The sequence below is a fragment of the Streptomyces sp. NPDC002935 genome, assembly GCF_040611295.1.
Lineage (GTDB): Bacteria > Actinomycetota > Actinomycetes > Streptomycetales > Streptomycetaceae > Streptomyces.
In genome coordinates this window covers 21,022-45,269 of sequence record NZ_JBEXNW010000045.1, presented here as the reverse complement: position 1 = coordinate 45,269, position 24,248 = coordinate 21,022, and the positions used below count along the sequence as shown (strand labels likewise).

Here is a 24,248-nt window from a genome sequence, read left to right as displayed (position 1 = left end):
TCGTGCGGGATCAGAGGTCGTACGGGTCAGGAGCCCGAGCGGGTCAGGGGTTGAGGCCCTTGCTCTGGAGCCATGCCATCGGGTCGATGCCGGTGGCGGCGCCGCCGGGGTGCACTTCGAGGTGCAGGTGCGGCCCGGTGACATTGCCGGTCGCGCCCACCCGTCCGATGACATCACCGGTTGCGACCTTCTGGCCCACGGTGACGCTGATCGACGACTGGTGGCAGAACCACAGCTCCGTACCGTCGTCGAGGGTGAGGATCGTGCGGTAGCCGTACGAGCCGGCCCAGCCGGCCTCCGTGATGGTGCCGCTGTGGATCGCCTTGATGAGCGTGCCGGTGGGCGCCGCGAAGTCGAGTCCGGTGTGGTAGCCGGAGGACCACATGGAGCCGGCCTCGCCGAAGGTCGAGGTCAGGGTGTACGAGGAGGTCGGCAGCGAGTAGCTCTTGGCGAGTTCGGCGAGGCGCTCGGCCTCGGCCTTCGCCTTGGCCTCGTCCTCCGCCTTCTGCTTCGCGGCGGCGGCCTTGGCCTCCGCGTCGTCCTGCTGCTTGGCGGCGAGCGCGACGGCCTTCTTCGCGGCGGCGGCCTGGGCGGCCTGCTGGGCGGCGGTGTCGACCTGGTTCTGCTGCGACTCGGCCTGCTGCATGATGCGGGCGCGCAGCGCCTCACCGGCGTCCGTGGTGCCCTGGGCCGTGTCGGCGCTGGTCAGACCGGCGCTAGTGAGCGGAGTCGCGGAACCCTGGGGGGTGCTGGATCCGCCGTCGGAGATCAGGGCCTTGGCGGACTCGGTGACCGACGACAGGTCGGGCAGCGAGATCGAGACGGGGGCCTTGCCCGGCGCGGCGGTGGCCATGCCACCCGCGCCGACGGCGGCTATGACGCCGACGCCGAGAACCGTGGAGCTGCGGGCGAGTCCTCCACCGCGCTGCTTGCCTACGCGGTGCCGGCCGCGGACGGGAAGAACGGAATCCTCGGTGGGGTTCCACTCCTCCCAGGGTCCCTCGTCCTTGCCGTAGGCGTAGCCGAAGGTCTGTGTGTCATTCGGCGGGAACGAGGTTGGCTGAGCGGGCCGGTTGGACGCCACGTGGGCGCACTCCTTTCCTTCCTTGCCACCTACCGGGTTAGCTGACGGGTTCGGAGCAGGAAGGTCTCCTACGCGCGTATATCAACCGTGCTTCCACGGTTGAAATAGGCTCGATTCACCCCAAGTTGGTGGTTCCCCGGTTCCCTTGCGGGATTCGGCGCGTGCGCACGGAGCCATCTCTTGTGACGGCTGGGACGACCGCGCTGCGTTATCGAACGTTAATAGACCCAGGCACCGGATTCCAAGATGTTCCGACTGATCATTAACACCTTTTGGCCAGGACTTTGGGGTCATGGAGGATGAAAAACGGGCGAGTTGACCACGTGACATCGACACGGATTCATTTGACGGTGTGTCAGTTGTTATGCGGAGGGACACCGTCCGATCACTCCTCGTGACAACGGTCGAGAAGGCCGTACGCGTTGCGGGCGCCGGCCGCCCGAGCAGCCCGCGGACCCGCTCGCCGAGCCCACCTCAAACGCGCCGGACGGCGAGCAGCGCCATGTCGTCCGTCAGGGCGCCGCCCGTGTGCCGGCGGACCTCGTCGGCGAGGGCGGTCAGCAGCGCGTCGGGGCCGGGAAAGACCCGTCCGGCCAGCCGCGCGGCCGGATCGTAGAACTCCCCGCGGGGGTCGCGGGCCTCGGACAGACCGTCGGTGTACAGAAGCAGCGTCGCCCCGGGCGGAAAGCGGGCCACCGCCGCCCGGTCGGGCCAGGCTCCCAGTTCGCTCATCCCGAGGGGCAGCGCATAGGGCTCGGCGGCGAGCATGACGAGTGTGCCGTCGGGATGCAGGAGCAGGGGCGGCGGATGGCCGCGGTTGACGATGCGCACGAAGTCCTCGTCGTGCGGGATCTCGGCGAGGACGGCGGTGGTGAACTCCTCGAACGCGTCGGGGCTCTCGTGCCGGGTTCCCGGGCGGGTCAGCGCCCGCTCCAGGCGCCCCGCGACCGCCTCCAGGGTTGCCTCCTGCTCGGCCGCCTCCCGGAACGCGCCGATCACCACGGCGACGGCGGCCACGGCGGTCATCCCCTTCCCGCGTACATCGCCGACGACCAGCCGCACGCCGTACGGGGAGTCCTGCACCGCGTACAGGTCCCCGCCGATGAACGCGTCCGCCTGTGCCGCCTCGTACCGCGCCGCGACATCGAGGCCGTCGATTCGCGCGTCGGGCTCGGGCAGCACCGCACGCTGCGCGAACTCGGCGATCTCCCGGACCGAGGCGAGCCGTTCGTTGCCCCGCCGGACGAGGATGTTGATGAGGACCGCGAGGACGGCGGCCGTCGCCACGGTGACCGATTCGGTGACCGCGTCGACGTTCAGGACGATGTCGAGCAGAAAGTGGACCAGGAACACCGCGCCGACGGCGAGAGCGCCGGTGAGAACGGTGCCGCGCAGCGAATAGAGGGGTGCGGCGACCAGGGGCGCCGCCGTGAAGAGGGGGGCCGCGGTGAAGGCCGACGGCGTGAAGTAGTCGTAGAGGATCCCGGCGATGACGAGCAGCACGGGCAGGGTCCGCACGAAGGTGCGCGCGAAGGAGATCCTGCGGGGAGCCGCTCCCGCCGGACCGGGAAGCGGAGCGCCCCCGAGCCCGGGGACACCGGGCGACGGCCTGTCGGCCCGGTCATCGAGTTCTCCGGTTCGCTGCTCACCTCCTGGCTGCCCCACCTGTCCAGAAGACCTGGAGCGGGGGCGGCGGGCGACCCCTGTGGCCCGACCGGGGGATGTCACGAGGACACAACACCGAAGGCCGGAACTCGTGAATCCGAGTTCCGGCCTTCGGCCTTCAGTAGCGGGGACAGGATTTGAACCTGCGACCTCTGGGTTATGAGCCCAGCGAGCTACCGAGCTGCTCCACCCCGCGTCGTTAAGACCAGTGTACGCCATTAGCGGGACCCGAAGCACACCCGTTTAAACGCGCCCCTTCAGCGGAGTCGAACGGGGTGGTCAGCCCGGCAGATGCAGGTTGGGGGCCTTGGCACGCTCGGCGTACTCGGGGAGGACGACGACCTCGGCGCCCGCCGCGGCGAGCAGGCCGTTCCCGTCGGCGTCCGTGACGAACGTGTCGGGCTCGCGCCAGGCGGTGACGACCCGGCGCACACCGGCGTCGAGGATGAGCCGGGCGCACGGCGCGGGCCGGGAGGCACGGCGGGCGCACGGTTCCAGGCTGCTGTAGACGGTGGCGGCGGCCAGTCGCGGATCGGCCGGGTCGATCTTGGCGAGGGCGGCCTCCTCGGCGTGCACGACGGGGTCGTCCCCCTCGCGGGAGTGGCCACGGGCCAGCTCGGTCCCGTCGGCCGCGACCACCACCGCACCCACGCTGAACGCGGTCGTCGAGGGCGGGCACAGCGCCGCCAGCTCGCAGGCGAGCTCCAGCCACCGCCGGTCCGCCGCGGAGGCGAGCCCACCGGTGCCGGGCGCGGTGGGGACGTACCGGATGAGCACGACGTCCCCGACGGGCCGGGTCTCCACCAGCCGCATCCGGCCGGGGGGATACGCCCCGGGTCCGAACAGGCGCGGCGCGTCCGGCTGCCCGACGAAGAGGGGAGCGACGGCGAGCTGCAGTTCGTCGGCCAGTCCCTCGCGCACGAGCTGGGTGTGGACCTTCCCGCCCCCTTCGACCATGAGCCGACCCACACCGCGTACGTCGTGGAGGTGTTCCAGCAGCACACGCCAGTCGAGTTCGGGCCCGGTCGGGACGACGTCGACGCCGGCGAGACCGTGCAGCAGGTCGGCTGCCCGCTGCGCACCCTTGTCCGTCGTATAGACGACCTTCTCGCCGCCCGTGTGCCAGAACTGTGCCTCCGGGTCGAGGTCCCCGGAGCCGCTGACCGTGACCTTCAGCGGGTACTCGGGGCGGCCGGCGGCGACGCGGGCCGCGCGTCGTTCGGCGGAGTTGACCAGAAGCCGTGGATTGTCCGTGCGCAGGGTGCCGGCGCCCACCAGGATCGCGTCGCTGGACGCCCGCACCTCGTCGACCCGGTCGAAGTCGGCCGGGCCCGAGAGCAGCAGCCGCTCGGGGCCGGTGTCGTCCAGGAAGCCGTCGAGGGAGACGGCGGCGGACAGCAGGACGTAGGGACGGGGCATCGGGACGCATCCTCCGGTCACACGCGCTCAGTGGTTCAAGTTTTAAACAATACCTAGACTGGGCCCATGACGACCCGCTGGCTCTCCGCCGCCGAACAGCGCGCCTGGCGCTCGTACCTCTCCGCGACCTCCCTCCTGGAGGACGCCATCGACCGCCGGCTGCAGGCCGAGGCGGGGATGCCCCACCTTTACTACTCCATCCTGGCCAAGTTGTCCGAGGCGCCGGACCGGCGGCTGCGGATGACCGACCTCGCCGAGGCCCAGAAGATCACCCGTAGCCGTCTGACGTACGCGGTGACCCGGCTGGAGAAGGACGGCACCGTACGCCGAGAGGGCTGCCCCACCGACAAGCGCGGGCACATGGCCGTCCTCACCGATGCGGGCATGGCCCTCCTGGAGCGGGTCGCGCCGGGACACGTCGAGACGGTGCGGACGGCGATCTTCGACCATCTGACACCCGAGCAGGTGGAACAGCTGGACGAGATCTGCGGAACCATCACACGGGCGATCCAGGACGGGAATTACGGGGCATCCGGGGAAGATCTGCCGTGGCGGCGGCGTTCCTGTTCCTCGTGAGGGGCACGAGTGGCACGAGGGGGACGCAGAACCCGTTGCTTGAAGTTTTAAGCAGATGTAGTGTCTCTTCCGGGCAGTGCTTCAAATCTGAAGCACCACCCCGTACGAACCCGCTGGACGGAGAGACAACATGCGCGACTACCCCACCGCCACGGTGCGCACCCGCGTCCGCGTGCCCCTGCGCTTCGGCGACGGCTACTCCGTCGACGCGGAACTCGTCACCTTCCACGGGCTCGCCGACGGCAAGGAACACCTGGCCGTCGTCCTCGGCGACCCCGGCACGGACCCCCTGGTGCGGCTGCACTCCGAGTGCCTGACCGGCGACGTCTTCGGCTCGGCCCGCTGCGACTGCGGACCGCAGCTGCGCGAGGCGGTGGAGCAGATCGCGGACCGGGGCGGCGTCCTGCTGTACCTGCGCCAGGAGGGCCGCGGCATCGGCCTCTACAACAAGCTCGACGCGTACGCCCTCCAGGACCAGGGCCTCGACACCTACGCCGCCAACGCCGCCCTCGGCCTGCCCGAGGACGACCGCGACTACACGGCGGCCGCCCAGATGCTCCAGGCCCTCGGCATCGACTCCCTGGACCTGCTCTCCAACAACCCCGACAAGGCCGAGCAGCTCCGCGACCTAGGCATCACGGTCTCCCACCGGGTCCCGACGGGCGTGTTCACCACGGCCCACAACGTCCGCTACCTGCGCGCCAAGGTCCTCCAGACCCAGCACACGCTCCCGCTGACGGAACTCACGGGACTCACGGTCGGCTGACAGCCCTTGAACGAAACAAGCCCCCGGCTCAGATCGCTCTGAGCCGGGGGCTTTTCCGTAGACCCTGTGGGACTCGAACCCACAACCAATGGATTAAAAGTCCACTGCTCTGCCAATTGAGCTAAGGGTCCCCGCACCGGACGACGCCGATACGGCGCACCGACCCGCGCCGATGCATCCCCGAGCATAGCGGGAGGTGGCCGGGACTCCGATCGGGTATCGGGGACCCGGCCACGCCAAAAGCGCACAAGGTCAGGGATCGACCGGTTCGGGCGCACCCTTGCGGGCGGCCTCACGGGCGATCGTGCGCTGGTGATCGGGGTTGAGGAACCAGTGCCGGGCCGAGGCCATCCACCAGGCCGCGGCGAAGCCGAGGACGACGAGGACGGCGATCGGGGCGTAGTTGAAGGTCTCCCAGGTGACCGGGGAGACCTGGGGCAGCATGAACAGGATCGTGATGACGACCACCCAGGCGACCGCGATCACCCCCACGGGGCGGGACCAGCGACCCAGATGCCAGGGCCCGCGCTCGAAGGCGTCACCCTTGCGCACCCGCAGCAGCGTCGGGATGACGTACGCGACATAGAGGCCGATCACCGCGATCGACGTCACGGCGGCGTAGGCCGCGTAGTTGATGAGGTACGGCAGGCCGAGCACGAGGGCGCCCAGCGCGGCCAGCCAGACGGCCGCCACGGGGGTCCGCGTGCGCGGGTTCACCGTGTGCCACACCCGCGAGAACGGCAGCGCGCCGTCCCGCGAAAAGGCGTAGATCATACGGCTGTTGGCCGTCACCGACGCCATGCCGCAGAACAGCTGCGCGCCGATCACGACCAGCAGCAGGAGCTTCCCGGAGGTCGCGCCGAGCGCGTCCAGCAGGATCTGCGCCGGGGGCGCGCCCGTCGCCGAACCCAGCTCCTTGTCGTACGACTGGATGGCGAAGGTGAAGCCGAGGAGCAGGACGAACCCGGCGATCCACGAGGTCCAGATGGACCGCACGATGCCCTTGGGGCCGGCCGTGGAGGCGTCGTGTGTCTCCTCCGTCATATGGGCGGAGGCGTCGTACCCGGTGAACGTGTACTGGGCCATGAGGAGTCCGATGAGGACGACGTAGACCCCACTGCCCCAGCCCGTGTTGTTCACGAACTTCGTGAACACGAAGCCGGCCGACTGGTGGTGGTCCGGTACGAAGGTGAGCGCGCCGACGATGACAGCGACGCCGATGACGTGCCACCACACGCTGATGCTGTTGAGGAGGGCGACGATCCCCACGCCGAAGGTGTTGAGGAGGCCGTGCAGGATCAGGATTCCCGCGAACAGCAGGACCGTGCGGCCCGGCGTCACCTCGAAGTCGAACTGGAGGTTCAGATAGGCGCCGAGGAAGGACGCGGCGCCGAAGTCGATGCCCGCGGTCACCGCCACCTGGCCGAGGACGTTGAACCAGCCCGTGAACCAGGCCCAGGCGGCCGCGCTGCGCTCCGGGGCGAGCCGGTGCGCCCAGAAGTACAGCCCGGCGGACGTCGGGTAGGCCGAACAGATCTCGGCCATCGCGAGTCCGACGAACAGCGTCATCAGGCCGACCGCGACCCAGCCCCAGGTGATCACGGCGGGACCGCCGGTGTTCATGCCGAACAGGTACAGCGTCAGACAGCCCGACAGGACCGAGATGATCGTGAAGGAGACCGCGTAGTTGGAGAACGCCGACATGCGGCGGGCGAGAACCTGTGTGTAGCCGAGCTGGGCAAGCCGCTCTTCGTCCGACAGCCCACTCACTCTGGCGTCATCTGTCATGCCCCCAGCGATTCCCTCGCCGGGGGCATGACATGCGCTACGGGGCAGAGCAAGTTGGCCAGAAAAGGCCCTTGTAGCTCTGCCAGCCGCCGGTGATCTTCACCCGCGAGCCGAACGAGCCCGTTCCGGTACCGGCGTTGCTGGCGACACTGCCCGGCGAAGCCCGGCGCGGCCTTGCGGCCCGGGCCAGTGCGCATGCTGTTCGACCGCCAGGTTCCACACATACCGGGCGTGCGCACAGTGGCCGAGCATGATGCCCGCCTGCGCGTTCGTCGGGTACAGCCGGAAACGTGACATGCCGCGAACCTAGCCACCCCGTTCCCCTCCAGCACGCGTCTTCGGCCGGTCTCACTCGTGAGAGTGACCGACACGTCCCCTCTTCCAGGGCGGCCTTCGGCCGCAGAGCCCCAAGCCCGCCGTCACCACCACCTGCCGCAGGCCGGCCCCGGCAGCACACCTTCCGCAACGCCGGATCGCCCTGCCTGCGATCCGGCTTTCCCTGTCCCGCTACGCGGGAGCGGGCATTCACCCCGGCCCCGAAGGACCGGGCACCCTGCCCGAAAGCAAGGGGGAGCGGGAACTCGTTTCCCACAGCTCGCCCCCGAAACGACGATGTGGCCCCCACCCGGACCGGGTGGGGGCCACATCACTTCACTGAGCTAGCCGGCGTCAGCCGTTGCGCTTCCAGCGCGGCTTCTCGTCACGGCGGAACGAACCAGGAGCGGTGCCGGTGCCGGTCGTGCGGTGGTCGTCGCGACGGCCGGTCGGGCGGTCGTGGCCGGAGCGGAAGCTGCCGCCCGCGGGACGGTCGCCCTGACGGTCACGGTTGAAAGGGCGGTCGCTGCCCCGGTGGCCGCCACGGTTGTCGTCACGACGCTCGAAAGAACGGCCGCCACGGTCGTCACGGTTGAAGCCGCCGCCACGGTTGTCGTCACGACGCTCGAAAGAACGGCCGCCACGGTCGTCACGGTTGAAGCCACCGCCACGGTTGTCGTCACGACGCTCGAAAGAACGGCCGCCACGGTCATCGCGGTTGAAGCCACCGCCACGGTTGTCGTCACGACGCTCGAAAGAACGGCCGCCACGGTCGTCACGGTTGAAGCCGCCACCGCTGCGGTTGTCGCGGTTGAAGCCACCACCGCGGTTGTCGTCACGACGCTCGAAAGAACGGCCGCCACGGTCATCGCGGTTGAAGCCGCCACCGCTGCGGTTGTCGCGGTTGAAGCCACCCCCGCGGTTGTCGTCACGACGGCCGCCGCGGTCGTCGCGGTTGAAGCCGCCACCACGATTGTCGTCGCGGCGGAAGCCGCCACGGTCGTTGTCGCGACGCTCGTAGTTGCCCCGCTCGTCGCGGCGCTGACGCGGCTCGTAGGCGGGACGCTCGGCCGGCTCGGAGGCGACGGCCTCGGCGGCCGGGGCCTCGACCACGACCTCGGCAGCGGCCTCGGCGGCAGCGGCGACGGCCACCTCCGGGTCCTCGCCCCGCTCACGGGCGGCACGGGCGACCAGACGGTCGGCCTCACCGCGCAGCTCGGCGGCACGACGCTGCGCGCGCTCCAGCTCCTTGGTGAGCTGAGTGACCTCGCGCTCGGCCTGCTGTGCGGCGTCGCCCGCCGACTGGGCCTGGACCTCGGTCATCGACCGGGCGCCGGTGATCTCGGCGACGTCGGGCTCGAAGGCCGTACCCGAGTTGATGATGTGACGCGCGGCGTCGACGCCCGCGTCCTCCATCAGCCGGAAGATCTGGCGGCGCTGGTGCGGCAGCGACAGCGACACGACGGTGCCGGAGCGGCCGGCGCGGGCCGTACGGCCGGAGCGGTGCAGGTAGTCCTTGTGGTCGCCGGCCGGGTCCACGTTCAGGACCAGGTCGATGCCGTCGACGTGGATACCGCGGGCGGCGACGTCGGTCGCGACGAGCGCGTTGACGTAACCGTCCTTGAAGTCGGCCAGCGTCCGGGTGCGGGCGCCCTGCGTCATGCCGCCGTGCAGCGCGTCGGCCTTCACACCGGCGTCGCGCAGCTGCTCGGCGATGCGGTCGGCGCCCAGCTGGGTGCGGACGAAGATGATCGTGCGGCCCTTGCGGGAGGCGATCGCGGCGGTGACCGGCGCCTTGTCCTTGGGCTTCACGATGAGGATGTGGTGCGACATGGTCGTGACGTTGCCCTGGGCGCTGTCGACCTCGTGCGTGACCGGGTTGGTCAGGTAGCGCTTGACCAGCGTGGAGATCTCGTTCTCCATCGTGGCCGAGAACAGCATGCGCTGGCCGCCGGCCGGGATCTGGTCGAGCAGCTCGGTGACCTCGGGCAGGAAGCCCAGGTCCGACATCTGGTCGGCCTCGTCGAGGACGGCGATCTGGGTGTTCTCCAGCGAGCAGGCGCCGCGGTTGATGATGTCGCGCAGGCGGCCCGGGGTGGCGACGAGGACGTCGACGCCGCGCTCCAGGGCGTAGATCTGGTTGCCCATCGACGTACCGCCGCAGACGACCTTCATCTTCAGGCCGAGGACGTCGCCGTAGGGCTGCAGCGCGTCGGCGACCTGCATGGCCAGCTCACGGGTCGGCGTCAGGATGACGGCGCGCGGCTTCTTCTTCTCGGTGTGACCGCCGGCGAGCTGCGCGAGGGTCGGCAGACCGAAGGAGAGGGTCTTGCCGGAGCCGGTGCGGCCACGGCCGAGGATGTCCTTGCCGGCCAGGGCGTCCGGGATGGTCGCGGCCTGGATCGGGAAGGGGCTGGTCACGCCGTTCTGCGCGAGCTTGCGGACGACGCCCTCGGGGAGACCGAGGTCCTCGAACGTGAGCTCGGGGGCGGACTCGACGGTCTCAGCGGTGTCGATGACCTCGACGGTCTCGATGACCTCGACGGCCTCGACCGCGTCGTTGTTCTCGTTGTTCTCGGGCACGACGACGTGATCAGTACTGGAAACAGACATGCGAAATGCGAACCTTCCGGAGTTCTTCGGCACGCGCCCAAACTCCGTGAAGTCGCAAACGACCGCCTCTATGCGGTCCGGCCACGGCAAGGGAGAGTACGCGCCACGCGGCGCTCTCTGCGGCGGCGCCGGGCAAATGGGATCAAACGATCTACTACCATACGCACCCTTCCCCCATGAAGGCAAACTGAGCCCCATACGACCAGGTGAAGGTGCGTTCTTAGCCACCTGCTCGCATCAACAAAGCTACCTCGGCCGCGCCGACCGCGCTGTTGTACCGGCCACATCCACGGCCCCGATCGCCGTGAACCCCGCCACATCCCCCATCCATGAGGCCCGCCACCTCGCCCCCCGGCGCCCGCTACACCGGTGCGCCCGCCTCGGGCGCCGGCTCCCGCTGCACGAGCTGCGTCGCCTGCTGCTCGTGCGCCGACGACGACGGCTCCGCCGTACCGGGGTCGGGCTCCGGCGGCGACGAGGCGGGCGGGGGCTCGGGCGTCGGCTCCGCCGTCGTCCGCGTGGGACTCGGCTCGCCGGGCGGCACGGGCTCCGTGGACGGCCTCCCGCCCTTCTCCGTCGCCTTCTCGGACGGCTTCGCGCCCGCGGACTCCGACGCCGACGGAGACGCGTCGCCGGACGCGGACTCCCCCGGCTTCGCCGAGGACTTGCCGCCCTTTCCCCCCTTCCCGCCGCGCGACCCGACTCCGCCGCCGCCCACCGCGGTCCCGCCGCCGGGCACCTGGCCGGCCCGCTGCCCCGCCGAGTGCGAGGGCCCGGGCCGCTCCCCGTCGTCGCCGACGCTCATGCAACCGGCGGCGGCGGCGACGGCCATGACCGTGGCGACCAGACGGACGGGTACGTACAAGGCGCGCACGGGCGGCCACCTCCGAATGGGGTGTCCCCCGCTCAAGAGGAGCCGGAGCGTGGGGAGGAACGGGAGTTCCCCCTGTCCAACTCCCGCCGCCCACAAGAGGACACGCGCCCCCCGGGCCCAACCGGGCCGGGGGGCGCGTGCGGGGAACGCGTTCTTCGTGGGCGGTGATGCGTGACGCGCGAGGTGCCGCGGGTCAGCCGACGGCCAGCGGGTCGTCCGGGGCCAGCACGGCCGCGATGCGCTGGGCGACCACCTCGGCCTGGTTGCCGTCGGGCGTGTCCGCGGTCTTGGTGGCGTTGACCGCGATGGCGAGACGGTCGGACGGGAGATACGCCTGGATCGCCGCGTAGCCCGAGAACGACGGGTTCTGGAGCACCCATCCGTTGATCACGATGACGCCGAGCCCGAAGTGCTTGGCCTCGGTCTGCTCCAGGCAGACCGTGGCGGGACAGGTGGCGGTCGCGTGGCCGAGACCGACCGTCCCCGGGTTGAGCAGGGTGCGGTAGGAGCGGTGCGAGAGGAGTTCGCCGCTGCCGATGGCCTGCGCCGAGCGGGCCAGGTCACAGACGTGGGTGGTGATGACCGCGCCTGGCGCGGTGGTCCACGACGGGTTCCAGAACGTGGACTCCTCGTACAGGCCGCGCTCGGCGGTGAAGGCGTGCAGGACCGGACGCGGGATGTCGGGGGTGAAGTTGTTCCGGGTGTTGTCCAGACCCAGCGGACCCGTGACCCGCTCCTTCAGGAACCTGTCGATCCGGGTTCCGGTGATCTTCTCCAGCGCCTGGATCAGCAGCAGGTAATTGGCGTGGGAATAGCTCCAGTTGGTGCCCGGCTTGTACCAGAACGGATGGCTGTAGGGGTACGAGAGCAGCTCCTGCGGGGTCCACTGGCGGAACGGGTGGGCCTCCAGCTCGGCCAGGAAGGCCGGGTCGGTGACGTAGTCGTGCAGCCCGGTGGTGTTGGTGGCCAGCATCCGCAGGGTGATCTTGTCTGCCTTGGGCAGACCGGGCAGCCAGCGCTCCACGGTGTCGTCGAGGCGGACCTTGCCCTCCTCGACGAGCTGCAGGAGGGCCGTGCCGACGTAGGAGAAGGCCACCGAACCGGCGCGGAAGTGCATGTCCGGCTCGGCCGGGACACCCGTCATGGACTCGCCGAGCGCGTCCGTGAGGATCTCGCGTCCGTCGCTGGTGACCTTCAGCTCCACGGACTTCAGGTGGAGTTCGGCCTTGGCCTCACGGGCGATGTCCAGGACCTCGCGGGCCTGGCCGTCGAGAGGCCTCTCGGTCCTCACACAGTCGCGTCCGCCGCGGCCGCCGGGCCCTCCGGCGAACGCCGGTGCGGCGGCGCCCGTCTGGGCCGTCACGGCGAGGAGGGCGGCACAGAGGAGAGCCGTGCGGGCGCGGGCACGCGTGCGCAGCCGCGTCGGGGAAGGGGTGCGGGTCATGCCCGCACTATGTCCGGATCATCAATGACAATTCGACAGAACACTCCGTAAATGTTATGAGACACCCCATGTGGGGCAGGGGCCGGTTCGCCCTCCGTCATATCCGGCCCCATCGGAGCCTCCGTCGGCCTCCTGTGACGGCGTGCCGTCCCTGACAATGGCCTTGTGCTGGAGATGACGCGCGAAACCTTCGAAGAGCTCGTGAGCCAGGCCCTCGACCAGATCCCGCCCGAGCTGACCCGGGTCATGGACAACGTCGCCGTGTTCGTCGAGGACGAGCCTCCAGCCGACGACCCCGAACTGCTGGGCCTCTACGAGGGCACCCCGCTCACCGACCGCGGTGAGTGGTACGCCGGCGTACTCCCCGACCGCATTTCGATCTACATGGGCCCCACGCTGCGCGCCTGCGAGACCCCGGACGACGTGGTCCACGAGGTCGCCGTGACCGTGATCCACGAGATCGCCCACCATTTCGGCATCGACGACGAGCGGCTCCACGAACTGGGCTGGGGCTGACGAACTGGGCCGGGGCTGACCAAAACCCCGTCCGCCCCGGCAGGGCAGCGGGTCTCCCGCCCGCATACCCGCCCCGGCACTTGGGCATACGGGACCAATGGTCCGCGTCCCCGTTGCCGCAGCCGCCGCCGTCCGCCGCATGACCGACCGCGCCCGCCGGGTGCCGCACGCCCTCACCCGCCGCCACCGCGGCCGCCGCAGGAGCCCGGTGCTCGAACTCGCCGCCCGGCCGAACCCGTACGCCCGCGCCGTCGGACTTCTCTGCGTGGTGCTGCTCGGCGCCTGGCTGGGACTGCTGGTCGTGGGAAACGTCCGCGTCCCGGTCGGCCCCATGAACACCACCATGACCCTGCGCCCCTCCCTCGCGGGCGGCACGAAGATCAACATCTCCCCGCTAGGCGCGCTGGAACTGCGCAGCCACGAGGCCCCGCTGCGCCTCGACGTGGACGTGGACCAACTCGACCCGGAACGCTCCCAGGCCCTCGTCGACCACCCGGAGCGCCTGTCCGGCCTCCAGGACGAGGTCGCGCGGGACGTCGAGCACGGCACCCTCGACCTGGCGGTCCGCTCCTGCATAGCCGTGGTCGCCGGTGCCACCGCCCTCGGCCTCGGCGTCTACCGCCGCCCCCGCCGGGCCCTCGCCGCCGGCGGCCTCGCCCTCGCCCTGCTGGCCGCCTCGGGAGCGACCGCCTTCGCCACCTGGAATCCCCAGTCGGTCCTGGAACCGAAGTACTCCGGGCTCCTCTCCTCCGCACCCTCCCTGGTCGGCAACGCCCGCAACATCGTCAGCGAATTCGACGTCTACCAGAGGGAGTTGGCCCGCCTGGTGACGAACGTGACGAAGCTGTACGACGTCACGTCCACCCTTCCCGTCTACGAGCCCGACCCCACCACGATCCGGGTCCTGCACGTCTCCGACATCCATCTGAACCCGGCGAGCTGGAAGATCATCAGCTCACTCGTCCGGCAGTACGCCATCGACGTGATCGTCGACTCCGGCGACACCATGGACCACGGCTCGGCGGCCGAGAACGGCTTCCTGGACCCGATCCCGGACCTCGGTGCCCCGTACGTCTGGGTCCGCGGCAACCACGACTCGGCCGAGACGCAGAGCTATCTGGAACGCATGAAGAACGTGCGGGTCCTCGACAACGGCCGGGCGGTCACGGTCGCGGGCCTGCGCTTCGCCGGCATCGGCGACCCGCAGTTCACCCCGGACCGCTCGGTCACGCCGGGCGGCGGCGCGGCGGAGGATCTCGCGGGCGCCCGCCTGGCCTCGGCACTGCGCGATCAGCGCGCCGCCGGCACCCCGGTCGACATCGCCGTCGCCCACGAGCCGTCGGCCGCCCGCGGGACGGACGGCGAGGTGCCCCTGGTGCTGGCCGGTCATCTGCACCACGAGGAGATGGAGGTCATGAAGTACGGCACCCGGCTGCGCGTCGAGGGCTCGACGGGCGGCAGCGGTCTCCGCGCCGTCGAGGGCCAGTACCCGGACCCGATCGAGGCGTCGATCCTCTACGTCGACCGGGACACCCGCCGCCTCCAGGCCTGGGACGAGATCAGACTGGGCGGTCTGGGCCTCACGACGGCCGAGGTCAGCCGCCATCTCCCGGAGGAGAACCAGCCGGGCGCGACCCCGTCGCCGACCCCCTCCCCGAGCCCCTCCGGGACCTCCCCGTAAACCGTTTTGGCGATACCCCCCGCCATCCCATATGCTCATGACGTCCCCGACGCGCTGAGAAGCGCCCAGGCGGGCCGATAGCCCTCATCGTCTAGCGGCCTAGGACGCCGCCCTTTCAAGGCGGTAGCACGGGTTCGAATCCCGTTGGGGGCACGCAACACCGTGTGCGACACTATTGACGCGTCGCACGCAACAGCTTGGTCCTGTGGAGCAGTTTGGAGTGCTCGCCACCCTGTCAAGGTGGAGGCCGCGGGTTCAAATCCCGTCAGGACCGCTGAGGTTTCTCCGGAAACCTCGTGGCTGGGTAGCTCAGTTGGTACGAGCGATCGCCTGAAAAGCGATAGGTCGCCGGTTCGACCCCGGCCCCAGCCACAGCAAAGGCCTCGATCTTCGGATCGGGGCCTTTTTTCGTATGCGCCACGGTGTCCGCCCGTCGACTTGGCATGCCCTGTGCACGGCGCTACGTTCTGGCCCGCAGACAGGGTGTCTCGGGCGGGGGAACGAGTGATGTTGAACGGCGGCAGGTCGAAACCGGTGCGCGAGCTGGATCTGGAGCGCTACCGCGCCCGCTACGGGCTGACAGCGGTCGTGATGAGCAACCTCGCGATCGTCGGCGTCTCGGTCTTCGGGGTCTGGCAGCTCCACGGCGACAAGGCGGTGACCGTCGGCGTGCTGACCGCCGCCTTCACCGCGGTGAGCAGCACGACCACCGCCTACCTGGGCATCAAGGCGGTCTCCAACACGGCCAGGGCCATGGCGCAACCGCAGGTCCCCGCCCCAGGAGCAGCCCCGGCGCCGGCAGCGAACCCGGAAGCGGTCCCCGGATCGGCAGGGACCTCAGGAGCCATCCCGGGGCCGGCGGCGCCCCCGGACGCGGCCGGGGACCGGCCGCGTCCCCAGGAGTAGCCCGGGACCAGCGGCGACCCCAGGACTCCGCCCGCCGCACAGCGGCGCGCGGAGGACCTCGGTGCCGCTTCCGAGCGCCCCGGCGAAGGGCTTCCGCACCGCCTCGGGGGTGCGGACGATGGGCTCATGGTCGCCCTCATCATCGCCGGGGTCTTGGTCTTCGTGGTCATCGGCCTGATCGTCGAGTTCGGCACCCCGCTCGCCGCCGACGCCTGTCCCGCGTGCCGCGGCCGGGGCGGGCGGAGCGTGTTCCGCACCACACAGCAGTGGGACATCCGCACCCACCGCTACATGCCCACCACCAGCCTCACGACCGACCGCTGCTCGTCCTGTTCCGGGTCCGGAAAGCGGCGCGGGTAGGGCCGGACGGCCGGGTGCGCGCAAAAGCGTTCGCCAGTCATTTCGCCGAGGTGAGATCCTGGACCGCGTATGTCTACGCAACCCGCCCCCGCCCTCGGCGATCTCGCCCCCCGTCTGGCCGAGCTGTCCCTGCGCGACGCGCACCGGCTCGGGCGCAGACTCGAAGGCGCGCGCAAGATCCGCAAGCCCGAGGCTCGCTCCACCGTGTTCGCCGAGATCGAGGCGGAGGTCGCGAAGGGCGAGGCCCGGATGGCCGAGCGCCGCGCCCGCGTTCCCGCCATCACCTACCCCGAGCAGCTGCCGGTCAGCCAGAAGAAGGACGTGATCGCGGAGGCCATCCGCGACAACCAGGTGGTGATCGTCGCCGGTGAGACCGGCTCCGGCAAGACCACCCAGATCCCGAAGATCTGCATGGAGCTGGGCCGTGGCGTCCGCGGCATGATCGGGCACACACAGCCCCGTCGTATCGCCGCCCGTACCGTCGCCGAACGGGTGGCGGACGAGCTGGACACACCGCTCGGCGAGGCCGTCGGCTGGAAGGTCCGCTTCACCGACCAGGTGAACCCGGACGCCACCTTCGTCAAGCTGATGACGGACGGCATCCTCCTCGCGGAGGTCCAGACCGACCGCGAGCTGCGCGCCTACGACACGATCATCATCGACGAGGCCCACGAGCGGTCCCTCAACATCGACTTCCTGCTCGGCTACCTCGCCCAGCTGCTGCCCAAGCGGCCCGACCTGAAGGTCGTGATCACCTCCGCGACCATCGACCCGGAGCGTTTCTCCCGGCACTTCGGGGACGCCCCGATCGTCGAGGTCAGCGGGCGGACGTATCCCGTGGAGGTGCGCTACCGCCCGCTCCTGGAGGACGACTCCGAGGACGCGGACCGCGACCAGATCACCGCGATCTGCGACGCCGTCGAGGAGCTCCAGGCCGAGGGCAAGGGCGACATCCTGGTCTTCCTGTCGGGAGAGCGCGAGATCCGCGACACGGCCGACGCGCTGACGAAGAAGAAATACCGCTTCACTGAGGTACTGCCGCTGTACGCCCGGCTCTCGCACGCCGAGCAGCACCGCGTCTTCCAGGCGCACACCGGGCGCAGGATCGTTCTGGCGACCAACGTCGCCGAGACCTCCCTGACCGTCCCGGGCATCAAGTACGTGATCGACCCGGGCACGGCGCGCATCTCCCGGTACAGCCACCGCACGAAGGTGCAGCGGCTGCCCATCGAGCCGGTCTCACAGGCCAGCGCCAACCAGCGCAAGGGCCGCTGCGGCCGTACGTCCGACGGCATCTGCGTCCGGCTGTACTCCGAGGACGACTTCCTCGCCCGGCCGGAGTTCACCGATGCCGAGATCCTCCGTACGAACCTCGCCTCCGTCATCCTCCAGATGACCGCGGCCGGCCTCGGCGACATCGAGAAGTTCCCGTTCATCGACCCGCCGGACCACCGCAACATCCGCGACGGCGTCCAGCTCCTCCAGGAGCTGAACGCGCTGGACCCGACGGAGAAGGACGCCCGCAAGCGGCTCACGCCGACCGGCCGCAAGCTCGCCCAGCTCCCCGTCGACCCCCGGCTCGCCCGGATGGTCCTGGAGGCTGACAAGAACGGCTGTGCCCGCGAGGTCATGGTGATCGCGGCCGCGCTCTCCATCCAGGACCCGCGCGAGCGGCCGTCCGAGAAGCAGGCGCAGGCCGACCAGCAGCACGCCCGCTTCAAGGACGAGACGTCCGACTTCCTCGCCTTCCTCAACCTGTGGCGCTACGTCCGCGAGCAGCAGGCGGAGCGCGGCTCGTCCGCTTTCCGCCGGATGTGCAAGCAGGAGTACCTGAACTTCCTGCGCATCCGCGAGTGGCAGGACATCTACAGCCAGCTGCGGACCGTCGCCAAGCAGATGGGCATCCACCTCAACGAGGACGACGCGCCCGAGCAGAGCGTCCATGTGTCCCTGCTCGCCGGTCTGCTCTCGCACGTCGGTATGAAGGACGTGAAGGAGACCGGCGGGGAGAGCGGGAAGAGCACAGGGAAGAACGAGTACCTGGGCGCGCGCAGCGCCAAGTTCGCGATCTTCCCGGGCTCGGCGCTCTTCAAGAAGCCCCCGCGTTTCGTGATGTCCGCCGAGCTCGTCGAGACCTCGCGGCTCTGGGCGCGCGTCAACGCCCGCATCGAGCCGGAGTGGGTCGAGCCGCTGGCCGGCCATCTCCTCAAGCGGACGTACAGCGAACCGCACTGGGAGAAGGACCAGGCCGCGGTGATGGCGTACGAGAAGGTCACGCTCTACGGCGTACCGATCGTCGCGCAGCGGAAGGTGAACTACGGGCGGATCGACCCGGAGGCCAGCCGCGAGCTGTTCATCCGCAACGCGCTCGTCGAGGGCGACTGGCGTACGCACCACAAGTTCTTCGCCGACAACCGCAAGCTCCTCACCGAGGTCGAGGAGCTGGAGCACCGGGCCCGCCGCCGGGACATCCTGGTCGACGACGAGACGCTGTACGACTTCTACGACCAGCGGGTGCCCGAACACGTCGTGTCCGGGGCGCATTTCGACTCGTGGTGGAAGCACAAGCGCCATGAGGAGCCCGAACTCCTCGACTTCGAGCGCTCGATGCTCATCAACGACCGGGCCGGGGCGGTCTCGAAGGACGACTACCCCGACTCCTGGCTCCAGGGCCGGCTGAAGTTCCGGGTGACCTATCAGTTCGAGCCGGGCGCGGACGCGGACGGCGTGACCGTCCACATCCCGCTCCAGGTCCTGAACCAGGTCACGGACGAGGGCTTCGACTGGCAGATCCCGGGGCTGCGGGAGGAGGTGGTGACGGAGCTGATCCGTTCCCTCCCGAAGCCGATCCGGCGGAACTACGTTCCCGCCCCCAACTTCGCCCAGAAGTTCCTGGAGCGGGCCGTCCCGCTCCAGGAGCCGCTGACGCTGACGATGGCGCGCGAGCTCAAGCGCATGGTCGGAGTGCCGCTGACGGCCGACGACTTCGACTGGTCACGGCTCCCCGACCATCTGAAGATCACTTTCCGGATCGTCGACGAGCGGCGCCGCAAGCTCGCCGAGGACAAGGACCTGGAGGCCCTGAAGCTCCGGCTGAAGCCGAAGGCGCGCCAGGCGATCTCGCAGGCCGCCGCGGCGACGGCCGAGCGCGAGGGCGGCGAGTCCCTGGAACGCACAGGGCTCACGGACTGGACGATCGGCTCGCTCACGCGCATCTTCGAGACCCGCCGGGCGGGCCAGCCGGTGAAGGCGTACCCCGCGCTCGTCGACGACGGGCCGGCGGCCGGCACCGTCTCCGTACGGCTCTTCGACACGGAGGCCGAGCAGGCCGAGGCCATGTGGAAGGGCACCCGCCGGCTGATCCTGCGGAACATCCCGGTGAACCCGGGCAAGTTCGCCTCGGACAAGCTGACCAACGCCCAGAAGCTCGCCCTGTCCGCGAACCCGCACGGGTCGGTCCAGGCCCTCTTCGACGACTGCGCGATGGCCGCCGCGGACAAGCTGATCGCGGACTTCGGCGGCCCGGCGTGGGACGAGGAGTCCTACCGGAAGCTGTACGACAAGGTGCGCGCCGAGATCGTCGACACGACCGTGCGCACCGTCGGGCAGGTTCAGCAGGTGCTCGCCGCCTGGCAGGCGTGTGAGCGGCGCCTGAAGGGCGTCAGGAGTCCGACGCTGCTCGCGAACCTCACGGACGTGCGCAAGCAGCTGGACGCCCTCATGAAGCCCGGTTTCGTCACGGCGACGGGGCTGCGGCGCCTGCCGGACCTGATGCGCTATCTGGTCGCCGCGGACCGCCGCCTCCAGCAGATGCCGACCGGCGTCCAGCGGGACACCAGCCGCATGGAGAAGGTCCACGAGATGCAGGACGAGTACGCCTGGCTCCTGGAGCAGTTGCCGCAGGGCCGGCCGGTGCCCTCCTCCGTCCTGGACATCCGCTGGATGATCGAGGAGCTCCGGGTCAGCTATTTCGCCCACGCGCTGGGCACGGCGTACCCCGTCTCCGACAAGCGGATCGTGAAGGCGATCGACGCCGCCGCGCCGTAACGGCGCCCGCACGTGAGGTGAGTTCGACCCCGGGCCCGCCCTCCTGTACAGTCTCTTTTCGCAGCACAGCGCAAGAAAAAGTCGCTGCGAATCTGGTCCTGTGGAGCAGTTTGGAGTGCTCGCCACCCTGTCAAGGTGGAGGCCGCGGGTTCAAATCCCGTCAGGACCGCGTGAAGAAAGGCCCGGAGCTTCGGCTCCGGGCCTTTTCGCATGCCCGCCTCCAGCCCGTCCCCGGCCCGCCCCTTCGTGCGGCCAGGAACGTGCGCGGGGACGTCGTCCCGTCCGCGGTGCGGGCGCCCGGCCGTTCGCGTGCGCGGCACCGGTCGGCGTACGGCCGTCAGGGCGTCCGGAAGCCTCCCTGCGGCCCGTTCCCGTCTCTTGACGGCGTCACATTCCGTCGGTACCCCAGAAACCAGGGCCCTCGCCCTGCCGGCCCTCTGGAGGTGCGTATGGCGGTGTCCGCTCGGCACGAGACCCGGGCTCTGCTCCGAGCCCATCTGGCGGCCGCCTCCGGGTACCGCCACCTGACGCGGCACTGTCCGATCTGCCACCAGCTCCTGCGGCTGGCCATGGAACCCGCCTCGCACGACGAGCGGGACCCCGAGTGCGCCCCGGAGGACGAAAGTCCCTCCACGGCGTGACCGACGGCCGCGGCCATGCCCCACGACACTGTGCGCGCCCTCGCGCGACCCGGCCGCTCACGGCCCCAACTCCCCTAGCGCAGAAGGTTCGCGTGCGACAAGGACTGTGGCATGTGACAGGAGTCACCGCATATGTTTTCAGAAGTGTGGAACTTACCCCCCTCATACAACCAGTCAATTTAATATGTGCAATTGCACCCCTCCTCGGGGGCACCCACAGCCGATCCGACACCCGCACCCAGACTCCGACAAGGCCGCTCACAGGCCGGTCGCCCAGGCGCGAAGACCGCACAAAAAAGATCGCGCTGGACCCGGCGGAGTCCAGCGCGATCTACGACGCACCCTGTTCATGGGGCAAAAAAGCTTGGGCGTGAGCTCTGTTGGGGCAGAACCCGCGTCGCTTGGAGCTGTGGTGTGGACGCCTCGACGGGTTGGGGGATCCGTCAACTTGTCCGGTTATGCGATGGTTCAGGCTTCGCTGCGCTGCTGCGGGATACCCGCGAGCAGTGCGCGGACCTCAGCCTCGCGGTAGCGGCGGTGCCCGCCGAGCGTGCGGATGGACGTAAGCTTGCCGGCCTTCGCCCACCGCGTGACCGTCTTGGGGTCGACGCGGAACATCGTGGCGACCTCAGCCGGGGTCAGCAGCGGCTCGGCATCAGGGGTGCGAGCGGTCATGAGCGGCCTCCTCGGGAGAACCGAACCTTCTCGGTTCTTTCCTCTAAATTCTGCACCTTGACCCGCGTTGCCCGAAATGGCGGACGCGAGTCGAGTCGGTTATAGGACGAACGGCTTGTCCTCGGCACTACAACTACACCATCCGTCCAGCCGCGTCGGCCAAACCGATGGAATTGCCCTCCCAGGTGTTCATCAGCGACGGAAGCCGATGGACCATGCCATAGCGGACAGTCACGCCACTGTGACGATCAGTCACAGGGCGATCAGGAGTCACCAGACCCCTCAAAGCGTGCAATGCCGAGATTCCCCCCCAAACGTGGGCGGAGGGAGTCCTCCCCCGGACTCCTTGTCCTATTTTGGCACGAGGAGGGGCAAGCGATGCAAGAGCCGGGTAAGTGCCGTCCGTCACGCTTGACACCCGTTGACGTATAAGCCCGGATCGGGACCTACGTCCTGGAGTGAGGGTTCTTCAGCGTGTGAGGACCATACGCGAGTTCGACTGGAACCTGTGAGAAGCAGATCACACCGGACAGCGGACTCAGGGGCCCCACCCGCCCCTCCAGCCCCACCCGGACGAACCCGCGGAGCAGACCCCGGCCCGGACCGCCGCCGACTCCGCCTCAGTTCGACGAACGCCGGTCCCTGACCGACCGCCAGCGCTCCACCAGCCGGCCGTACGCCTCGCCCGCCTTCGCCCCGTCCCCGGTGCGCAGCGCCTCGATGCCCTCGGCGACGTCCGCAGCGGAGTGGTCGTCCTCCAGCTGCCCGGCCGGCAGCGTGTGCACGAGCCCGCCGTAGTCCAGCTCGACCAGCGAGCGCGGATGGAACTCCTCCAGCCAGCGCCCCACGTCCACCAGGCCCTCGATGAGCGGTCCTTCGTCCAGTGCTTCCCTGAGCGTCCGCAGGGCCCGCGCCGTGCGCCGCCGCGCCTGCACCATCGGCGTCCGGTAGCGCAGCAGCGGCGCGGCTCCGCCGGGGCCCGTCCCCTTCTCGTACTCCCGCTCCTCGTCGGTGACGAGCACGAACCAGTTCAGCGGGACCTGCCAGGTCGAGGTGCGGATCCACGGGCGGGCGTCGGGGTTGCGCGCCAGCCAGCGCTCGTAGTCCAGCGCGGCCTGACGGCGTACCAGCGGCGGCAGGACCGCGTCGAGAACGGACGCCGGGAGCTCCTCGCCCAGTTCGTCCAGGGCCTGCCAGCCGCGCAGCCGGGTGCGCCAGGGGCAGACGCACACCACCCCGTCTACCTCGGCCACGAACGCGTCGCCGCTCTCGTGCACCGGCACGGGGATCGGCGGGGTGGGCAGCAGATCCGCCAGCGAGCGGCGCAGTTCGTCCTGGTACGAGGGGCGCTCGGTGCGCCGGGCGTAGCGCGTCCAGTGGGCGCGCTCGGACTCCGGGAACGCGGCCAGTGGCTCGTACACGCGCAGATACGTCGCATACGGGACGATCACCGCGGACACCTTGGGCACGCCTGCTCCCTCCCCCGTCGACCACCGGGAAAACCAGCGAGAACCGCTCATAACCTGATGAGAAATCTATGCAAATCGAACCATGGCTGTACCCCGCCCGTAGGTGATCCTGAACACTGCGCCGAAGGCGGGTCGGCGCAGGCTCTAGTCTCATTCCCACGGAGCCCGCCATCCGCACGGGCCCCGCACCCAACCGCCGTTTTTTACCTGGGAGTCACCACAGTGACCGACGTAACCGGCGCGCCTGCTGATGTACTGCACACCCTTTTCCGTTCGGATCAGGGGGGTCATGAGCAAGTCGTGCTCTGCCAGGACCGCGCCAGCGGCCTCAAGGCCGTCATCGCCATCCACTCCACCGCTCTGGGCCCGGCCCTCGGTGGCACGCGCTTCTACCCGTACGCGAGCGAGCAGGAGGCCGTCGCCGACGCCCTCAACCTCGCGCGCGGGATGTCGTACAAGAACGCCATGGCCGGACTCGACCACGGCGGCGGCAAGGCCGTCATCATCGGCGACCCCGAGCAGATCAAGTCCGAGGAGCTGCTCCTCGCGTACGGCCGGTTCGTCGCCTCGCTCGGCGGCCGGTACGTCACGGCGTGCGACGTCGGCACCTACGTCGCCGACATGGACGTCGTGGCGCGCGAGTGCCGGTGGACGACCGGCCGCTCCCCGGAGAACGGCGGCGCGGGCGACTCGTCGGTCCTGACCGCCTTCGGCGTGTTCCAGGGCATGCGGGCGTCCGCCCAGCACATGTGGGGCGACCCGACGCTGCGCGGCCGCAAGGTCGGCGTCGCCGGCGTCGGCAAGGTGGGCCACCACCTGGTCGAGCACCTGCGCGCGGACGGCGCCGAGGTCGTGATCACGGACGTGCGGGCCGACTCCGTGCAGCGGATCCTGGACCGGCATCCCTCCGGCGTCACGGCCGTCGCGGACACCGAGGCACTCATCCGCACCGAGGGCCTCGACATCTACGCGCCGTGCGCGCTGGGCGGGGCGCTCAACGACAGCTCCGTGCCGGTGCTCACCGCCAAGATCGTGTGCGGTGCCGCCAACAACCAGCTGGCGCACCCGGGCGTGGAGAAGGACCTCGCGGACCGCGGCATCCTGTACGCCCCCGACTACGTGGTGAACGCGGGCGGGGTCATCCAGGTCGCCGACGAGCTGCACGGCTTCGACTTCGACCGGTGCAAGGCGAAGGCCGCGAAGATCTTCGACACCACGCTGGCCATATTCGCACGTGCGAAGCAGGACGGGATTCCGCCGGCCGCGGCGGCCGACCGGATCGCCGAGCAGCGGATGGCGGAGGCACGGCGTCACTGACGCCTTCCGGGGCCATACGCCCTTGTCAGGGACCCGCCGACGGCCGGTTGGGAGAGAACTCTCACGTCTGTCGGCGGGTCGTACGCCAAGAA

Annotated in this window: 19 protein-coding genes, 6 tRNA genes and 1 riboswitch; of the genes, 13 read left to right on the top strand and 12 right to left on the bottom strand. The window is 69.9% G+C overall.

Annotation, left to right across the window (positions count from 1 at the left end; genetic code table 11):
- Positions 1 to 43 precede the first annotated feature (43 nt).
- The 4 genes from ABZX90_RS38800 to ABZX90_RS38785 form a co-directional block, all read right to left on the bottom strand.
- Entirely contained in the window at positions 44 to 1,084 is a 1,041-nt protein-coding gene (locus tag ABZX90_RS38800) for a M23 family metallopeptidase (RefSeq protein ID WP_351131436.1), read from the bottom strand.
- An 11-nt stretch (positions 1,085 to 1,095) separates the two neighbouring features.
- A riboswitch (cyclic di-AMP (ydaO/yuaA leader) is annotated at positions 1,096 to 1,254 on the bottom strand.
- 304 nt (positions 1,255 to 1,558) lie between these two features.
- Entirely contained in the window at positions 1,559 to 2,749 is a 1,191-nt protein-coding gene (locus tag ABZX90_RS38795) for a PP2C family protein-serine/threonine phosphatase (protein WP_355213004.1), read from the bottom strand.
- Between the two features lie 122 nt (positions 2,750 to 2,871).
- Positions 2,872 to 2,945, bottom strand: a tRNA-Met gene (locus ABZX90_RS38790).
- Between the two features lie 83 nt (positions 2,946 to 3,028).
- Entirely contained in the window at positions 3,029 to 4,168 is a 1,140-nt protein-coding gene (locus tag ABZX90_RS38785) for a dihydrofolate reductase family protein (RefSeq protein WP_355213002.1), read from the bottom strand.
- 66 nt (positions 4,169 to 4,234) lie between these two features.
- Between ABZX90_RS38785 and ABZX90_RS38780 the strand changes: the two genes are divergently transcribed.
- Positions 4,235 to 4,744: a MarR family transcriptional regulator gene (locus ABZX90_RS38780; RefSeq protein WP_351131431.1), complete on the top strand. Its 510-nt coding sequence runs from the start codon at positions 4,235 to 4,237 to the stop codon at positions 4,742 to 4,744.
- Between the two features lie 130 nt (positions 4,745 to 4,874).
- Complete coding sequence (ribA, locus tag ABZX90_RS38775; RefSeq protein ID WP_355213000.1) at positions 4,875 to 5,510, top strand: GTP cyclohydrolase II; 636 nt, start codon at positions 4,875 to 4,877, stop codon at positions 5,508 to 5,510.
- 58 nt (positions 5,511 to 5,568) lie between these two features.
- Here the strand turns inward: ribA and ABZX90_RS38770 are convergent.
- From ABZX90_RS38770 to ABZX90_RS38745, 6 genes are all read right to left on the bottom strand, one after another.
- Positions 5,569 to 5,641 (bottom strand) — tRNA-Lys (locus tag ABZX90_RS38770).
- Between the two features lie 121 nt (positions 5,642 to 5,762).
- A complete protein-coding gene (locus ABZX90_RS38765; protein WP_351131428.1) occupies positions 5,763 to 7,298 on the bottom strand; it encodes an amino acid permease in 1,536 nt (511 codons plus the stop codon).
- 99 nt (positions 7,299 to 7,397) lie between these two features.
- A complete protein-coding gene (locus tag ABZX90_RS38760) occupies positions 7,398 to 7,550 on the bottom strand; it encodes a hypothetical protein (protein ID WP_351131457.1) in 153 nt (50 codons plus the stop codon).
- 417 nt (positions 7,551 to 7,967) lie between these two features.
- Positions 7,968 to 10,226, bottom strand: coding sequence for a DEAD/DEAH box helicase (locus ABZX90_RS38755; protein WP_355212998.1), 2,259 nt, complete (start codon positions 10,224 to 10,226; stop codon positions 7,968 to 7,970).
- Between the two features lie 361 nt (positions 10,227 to 10,587).
- Entirely contained in the window at positions 10,588 to 11,100 is a 513-nt protein-coding gene (locus ABZX90_RS38750) for a hypothetical protein (RefSeq protein WP_351131424.1), read from the bottom strand.
- Positions 11,101 to 11,293: 193 nt separating this feature from the next.
- Positions 11,294 to 12,544 carry a serine hydrolase domain-containing protein gene (locus tag ABZX90_RS38745; RefSeq protein ID WP_351131422.1) on the bottom strand — a complete coding sequence of 417 codons (1,251 nt, stop codon included), beginning with the start codon at positions 12,542 to 12,544 and terminating at the stop codon, positions 11,294 to 11,296.
- 165 nt (positions 12,545 to 12,709) lie between these two features.
- Here ABZX90_RS38745 and ABZX90_RS38740 point away from each other — a divergent pair, with 165 nt between their 5' ends.
- The 10 genes from ABZX90_RS38740 (at position 12,710) to ABZX90_RS38695 (ending at position 20,695) form a co-directional block, all read left to right on the top strand.
- Positions 12,710 to 13,060: a metallopeptidase family protein gene (locus ABZX90_RS38740; RefSeq protein WP_351131421.1), complete on the top strand. Its 351-nt coding sequence runs from the start codon at positions 12,710 to 12,712 to the stop codon at positions 13,058 to 13,060.
- Positions 13,061 to 13,157: 97 nt separating this feature from the next.
- The gene (locus tag ABZX90_RS38735) at positions 13,158 to 14,741 is read left to right on the top strand and encodes a metallophosphoesterase (RefSeq protein WP_351131420.1); all 1,584 of its coding nucleotides are present in this window, start codon (positions 13,158 to 13,160) and stop codon (positions 14,739 to 14,741) included.
- An 80-nt stretch (positions 14,742 to 14,821) separates the two neighbouring features.
- Positions 14,822 to 14,894: transfer RNA gene (locus ABZX90_RS38730), tRNA-Glu, on the top strand.
- 46 nt (positions 14,895 to 14,940) lie between these two features.
- Positions 14,941 to 15,015, top strand: a tRNA-Asp gene (locus tag ABZX90_RS38725).
- 24 nt (positions 15,016 to 15,039) lie between these two features.
- Positions 15,040 to 15,113 (top strand) — tRNA-Phe (locus ABZX90_RS38720).
- Positions 15,114 to 15,248: 135 nt separating this feature from the next.
- A complete protein-coding gene (locus ABZX90_RS38715) occupies positions 15,249 to 15,647 on the top strand; it encodes a hypothetical protein (RefSeq protein WP_355212995.1) in 399 nt (132 codons plus the stop codon).
- 126 nt (positions 15,648 to 15,773) lie between these two features.
- Complete coding sequence (locus tag ABZX90_RS38710; protein ID WP_355212993.1) at positions 15,774 to 16,007, top strand: hypothetical protein; 234 nt, start codon at positions 15,774 to 15,776, stop codon at positions 16,005 to 16,007.
- A 69-nt stretch (positions 16,008 to 16,076) separates the two neighbouring features.
- Positions 16,077 to 20,054 (top strand): ATP-dependent RNA helicase HrpA, encoded by a 3,978-nt coding sequence (gene hrpA, locus ABZX90_RS38705; protein ID WP_355212991.1) that lies wholly within the window; start codon positions 16,077 to 16,079, stop codon positions 20,052 to 20,054.
- 94 nt (positions 20,055 to 20,148) lie between these two features.
- Positions 20,149 to 20,223: transfer RNA gene (locus tag ABZX90_RS38700), tRNA-Asp, on the top strand.
- 280 nt (positions 20,224 to 20,503) lie between these two features.
- Entirely contained in the window at positions 20,504 to 20,695 is a 192-nt protein-coding gene (locus ABZX90_RS38695) for a DUF6274 family protein (protein ID WP_351131414.1), read from the top strand.
- Positions 20,696 to 21,163: 468 nt separating this feature from the next.
- Here ABZX90_RS38695 and bldC read toward each other — a convergent pair whose 3' ends face one another.
- Positions 21,164 to 21,370: a developmental transcriptional regulator BldC gene (gene bldC, locus ABZX90_RS38690; protein WP_003949541.1), complete on the bottom strand. Its 207-nt coding sequence runs from the start codon at positions 21,368 to 21,370 to the stop codon at positions 21,164 to 21,166.
- A gap of 620 nt (positions 21,371 to 21,990) precedes the next feature.
- On the bottom strand, positions 21,991 to 22,839 hold the full coding sequence (locus ABZX90_RS38685; RefSeq protein WP_351131413.1) for a hypothetical protein: 849 nt from the start codon (positions 22,837 to 22,839) through the stop codon (positions 21,991 to 21,993).
- A gap of 222 nt (positions 22,840 to 23,061) precedes the next feature.
- Between ABZX90_RS38685 and ABZX90_RS38680 the strand changes: the two genes are divergently transcribed.
- A complete protein-coding gene (locus ABZX90_RS38680) occupies positions 23,062 to 24,156 on the top strand; it encodes a Glu/Leu/Phe/Val dehydrogenase dimerization domain-containing protein (RefSeq protein ID WP_355212989.1) in 1,095 nt (364 codons plus the stop codon).
- Positions 24,157 to 24,248: the final 92 nt, after the last annotated feature.

Bases quoted from the DNA above. Each gene is read 5' to 3' on its own strand.
- ABZX90_RS38780 (WP_351131431.1), top strand. From the start codon at position 4,235: ATGACGACCCGCTGGCTCTCCGCCGCCGAACAGCGCGCCTGGCGCTCG.
- ABZX90_RS38695 (WP_351131414.1), top strand. From the start codon at position 20,504: ATGGCGGTGTCCGCTCGGCACGAGACCCGGGCTCTGCTCCGAGCCCAT.
- ABZX90_RS38735 (WP_351131420.1), top strand. From the start codon at position 13,158: ATGGTCCGCGTCCCCGTTGCCGCAGCCGCCGCCGTCCGCCGCATGACC.
- hrpA (WP_355212991.1), top strand. From the start codon at position 16,077: ATGTCTACGCAACCCGCCCCCGCCCTCGGCGATCTCGCCCCCCGTCTG.
- ABZX90_RS38710 (WP_355212993.1), top strand. From the start codon at position 15,774: ATGGTCGCCCTCATCATCGCCGGGGTCTTGGTCTTCGTGGTCATCGGC.
- ABZX90_RS38760 (WP_351131457.1), bottom strand. From the start codon at position 7,550: ATGCTCGGCCACTGTGCGCACGCCCGGTATGTGTGGAACCTGGCGGTC.
- ABZX90_RS38765 (WP_351131428.1), bottom strand. From the start codon at position 7,298: ATGACAGATGACGCCAGAGTGAGTGGGCTGTCGGACGAAGAGCGGCTT.
- ABZX90_RS38755 (WP_355212998.1), bottom strand. From the start codon at position 10,226: ATGTCTGTTTCCAGTACTGATCACGTCGTCGTGCCCGAGAACAACGAG.
- ABZX90_RS38715 (WP_355212995.1), top strand. From the start codon at position 15,249: ATGTTGAACGGCGGCAGGTCGAAACCGGTGCGCGAGCTGGATCTGGAG.
- ABZX90_RS38785 (WP_355213002.1), bottom strand. From the start codon at position 4,168: ATGCCCCGTCCCTACGTCCTGCTGTCCGCCGCCGTCTCCCTCGACGGC.
- ABZX90_RS38745 (WP_351131422.1), bottom strand. From the start codon at position 12,544: ATGACCCGCACCCCTTCCCCGACGCGGCTGCGCACGCGTGCCCGCGCC.
- ribA (WP_355213000.1), top strand. From the start codon at position 4,875: ATGCGCGACTACCCCACCGCCACGGTGCGCACCCGCGTCCGCGTGCCC.
- bldC (WP_003949541.1), bottom strand. From the start codon at position 21,370: ATGACCGCTCGCACCCCTGATGCCGAGCCGCTGCTGACCCCGGCTGAG.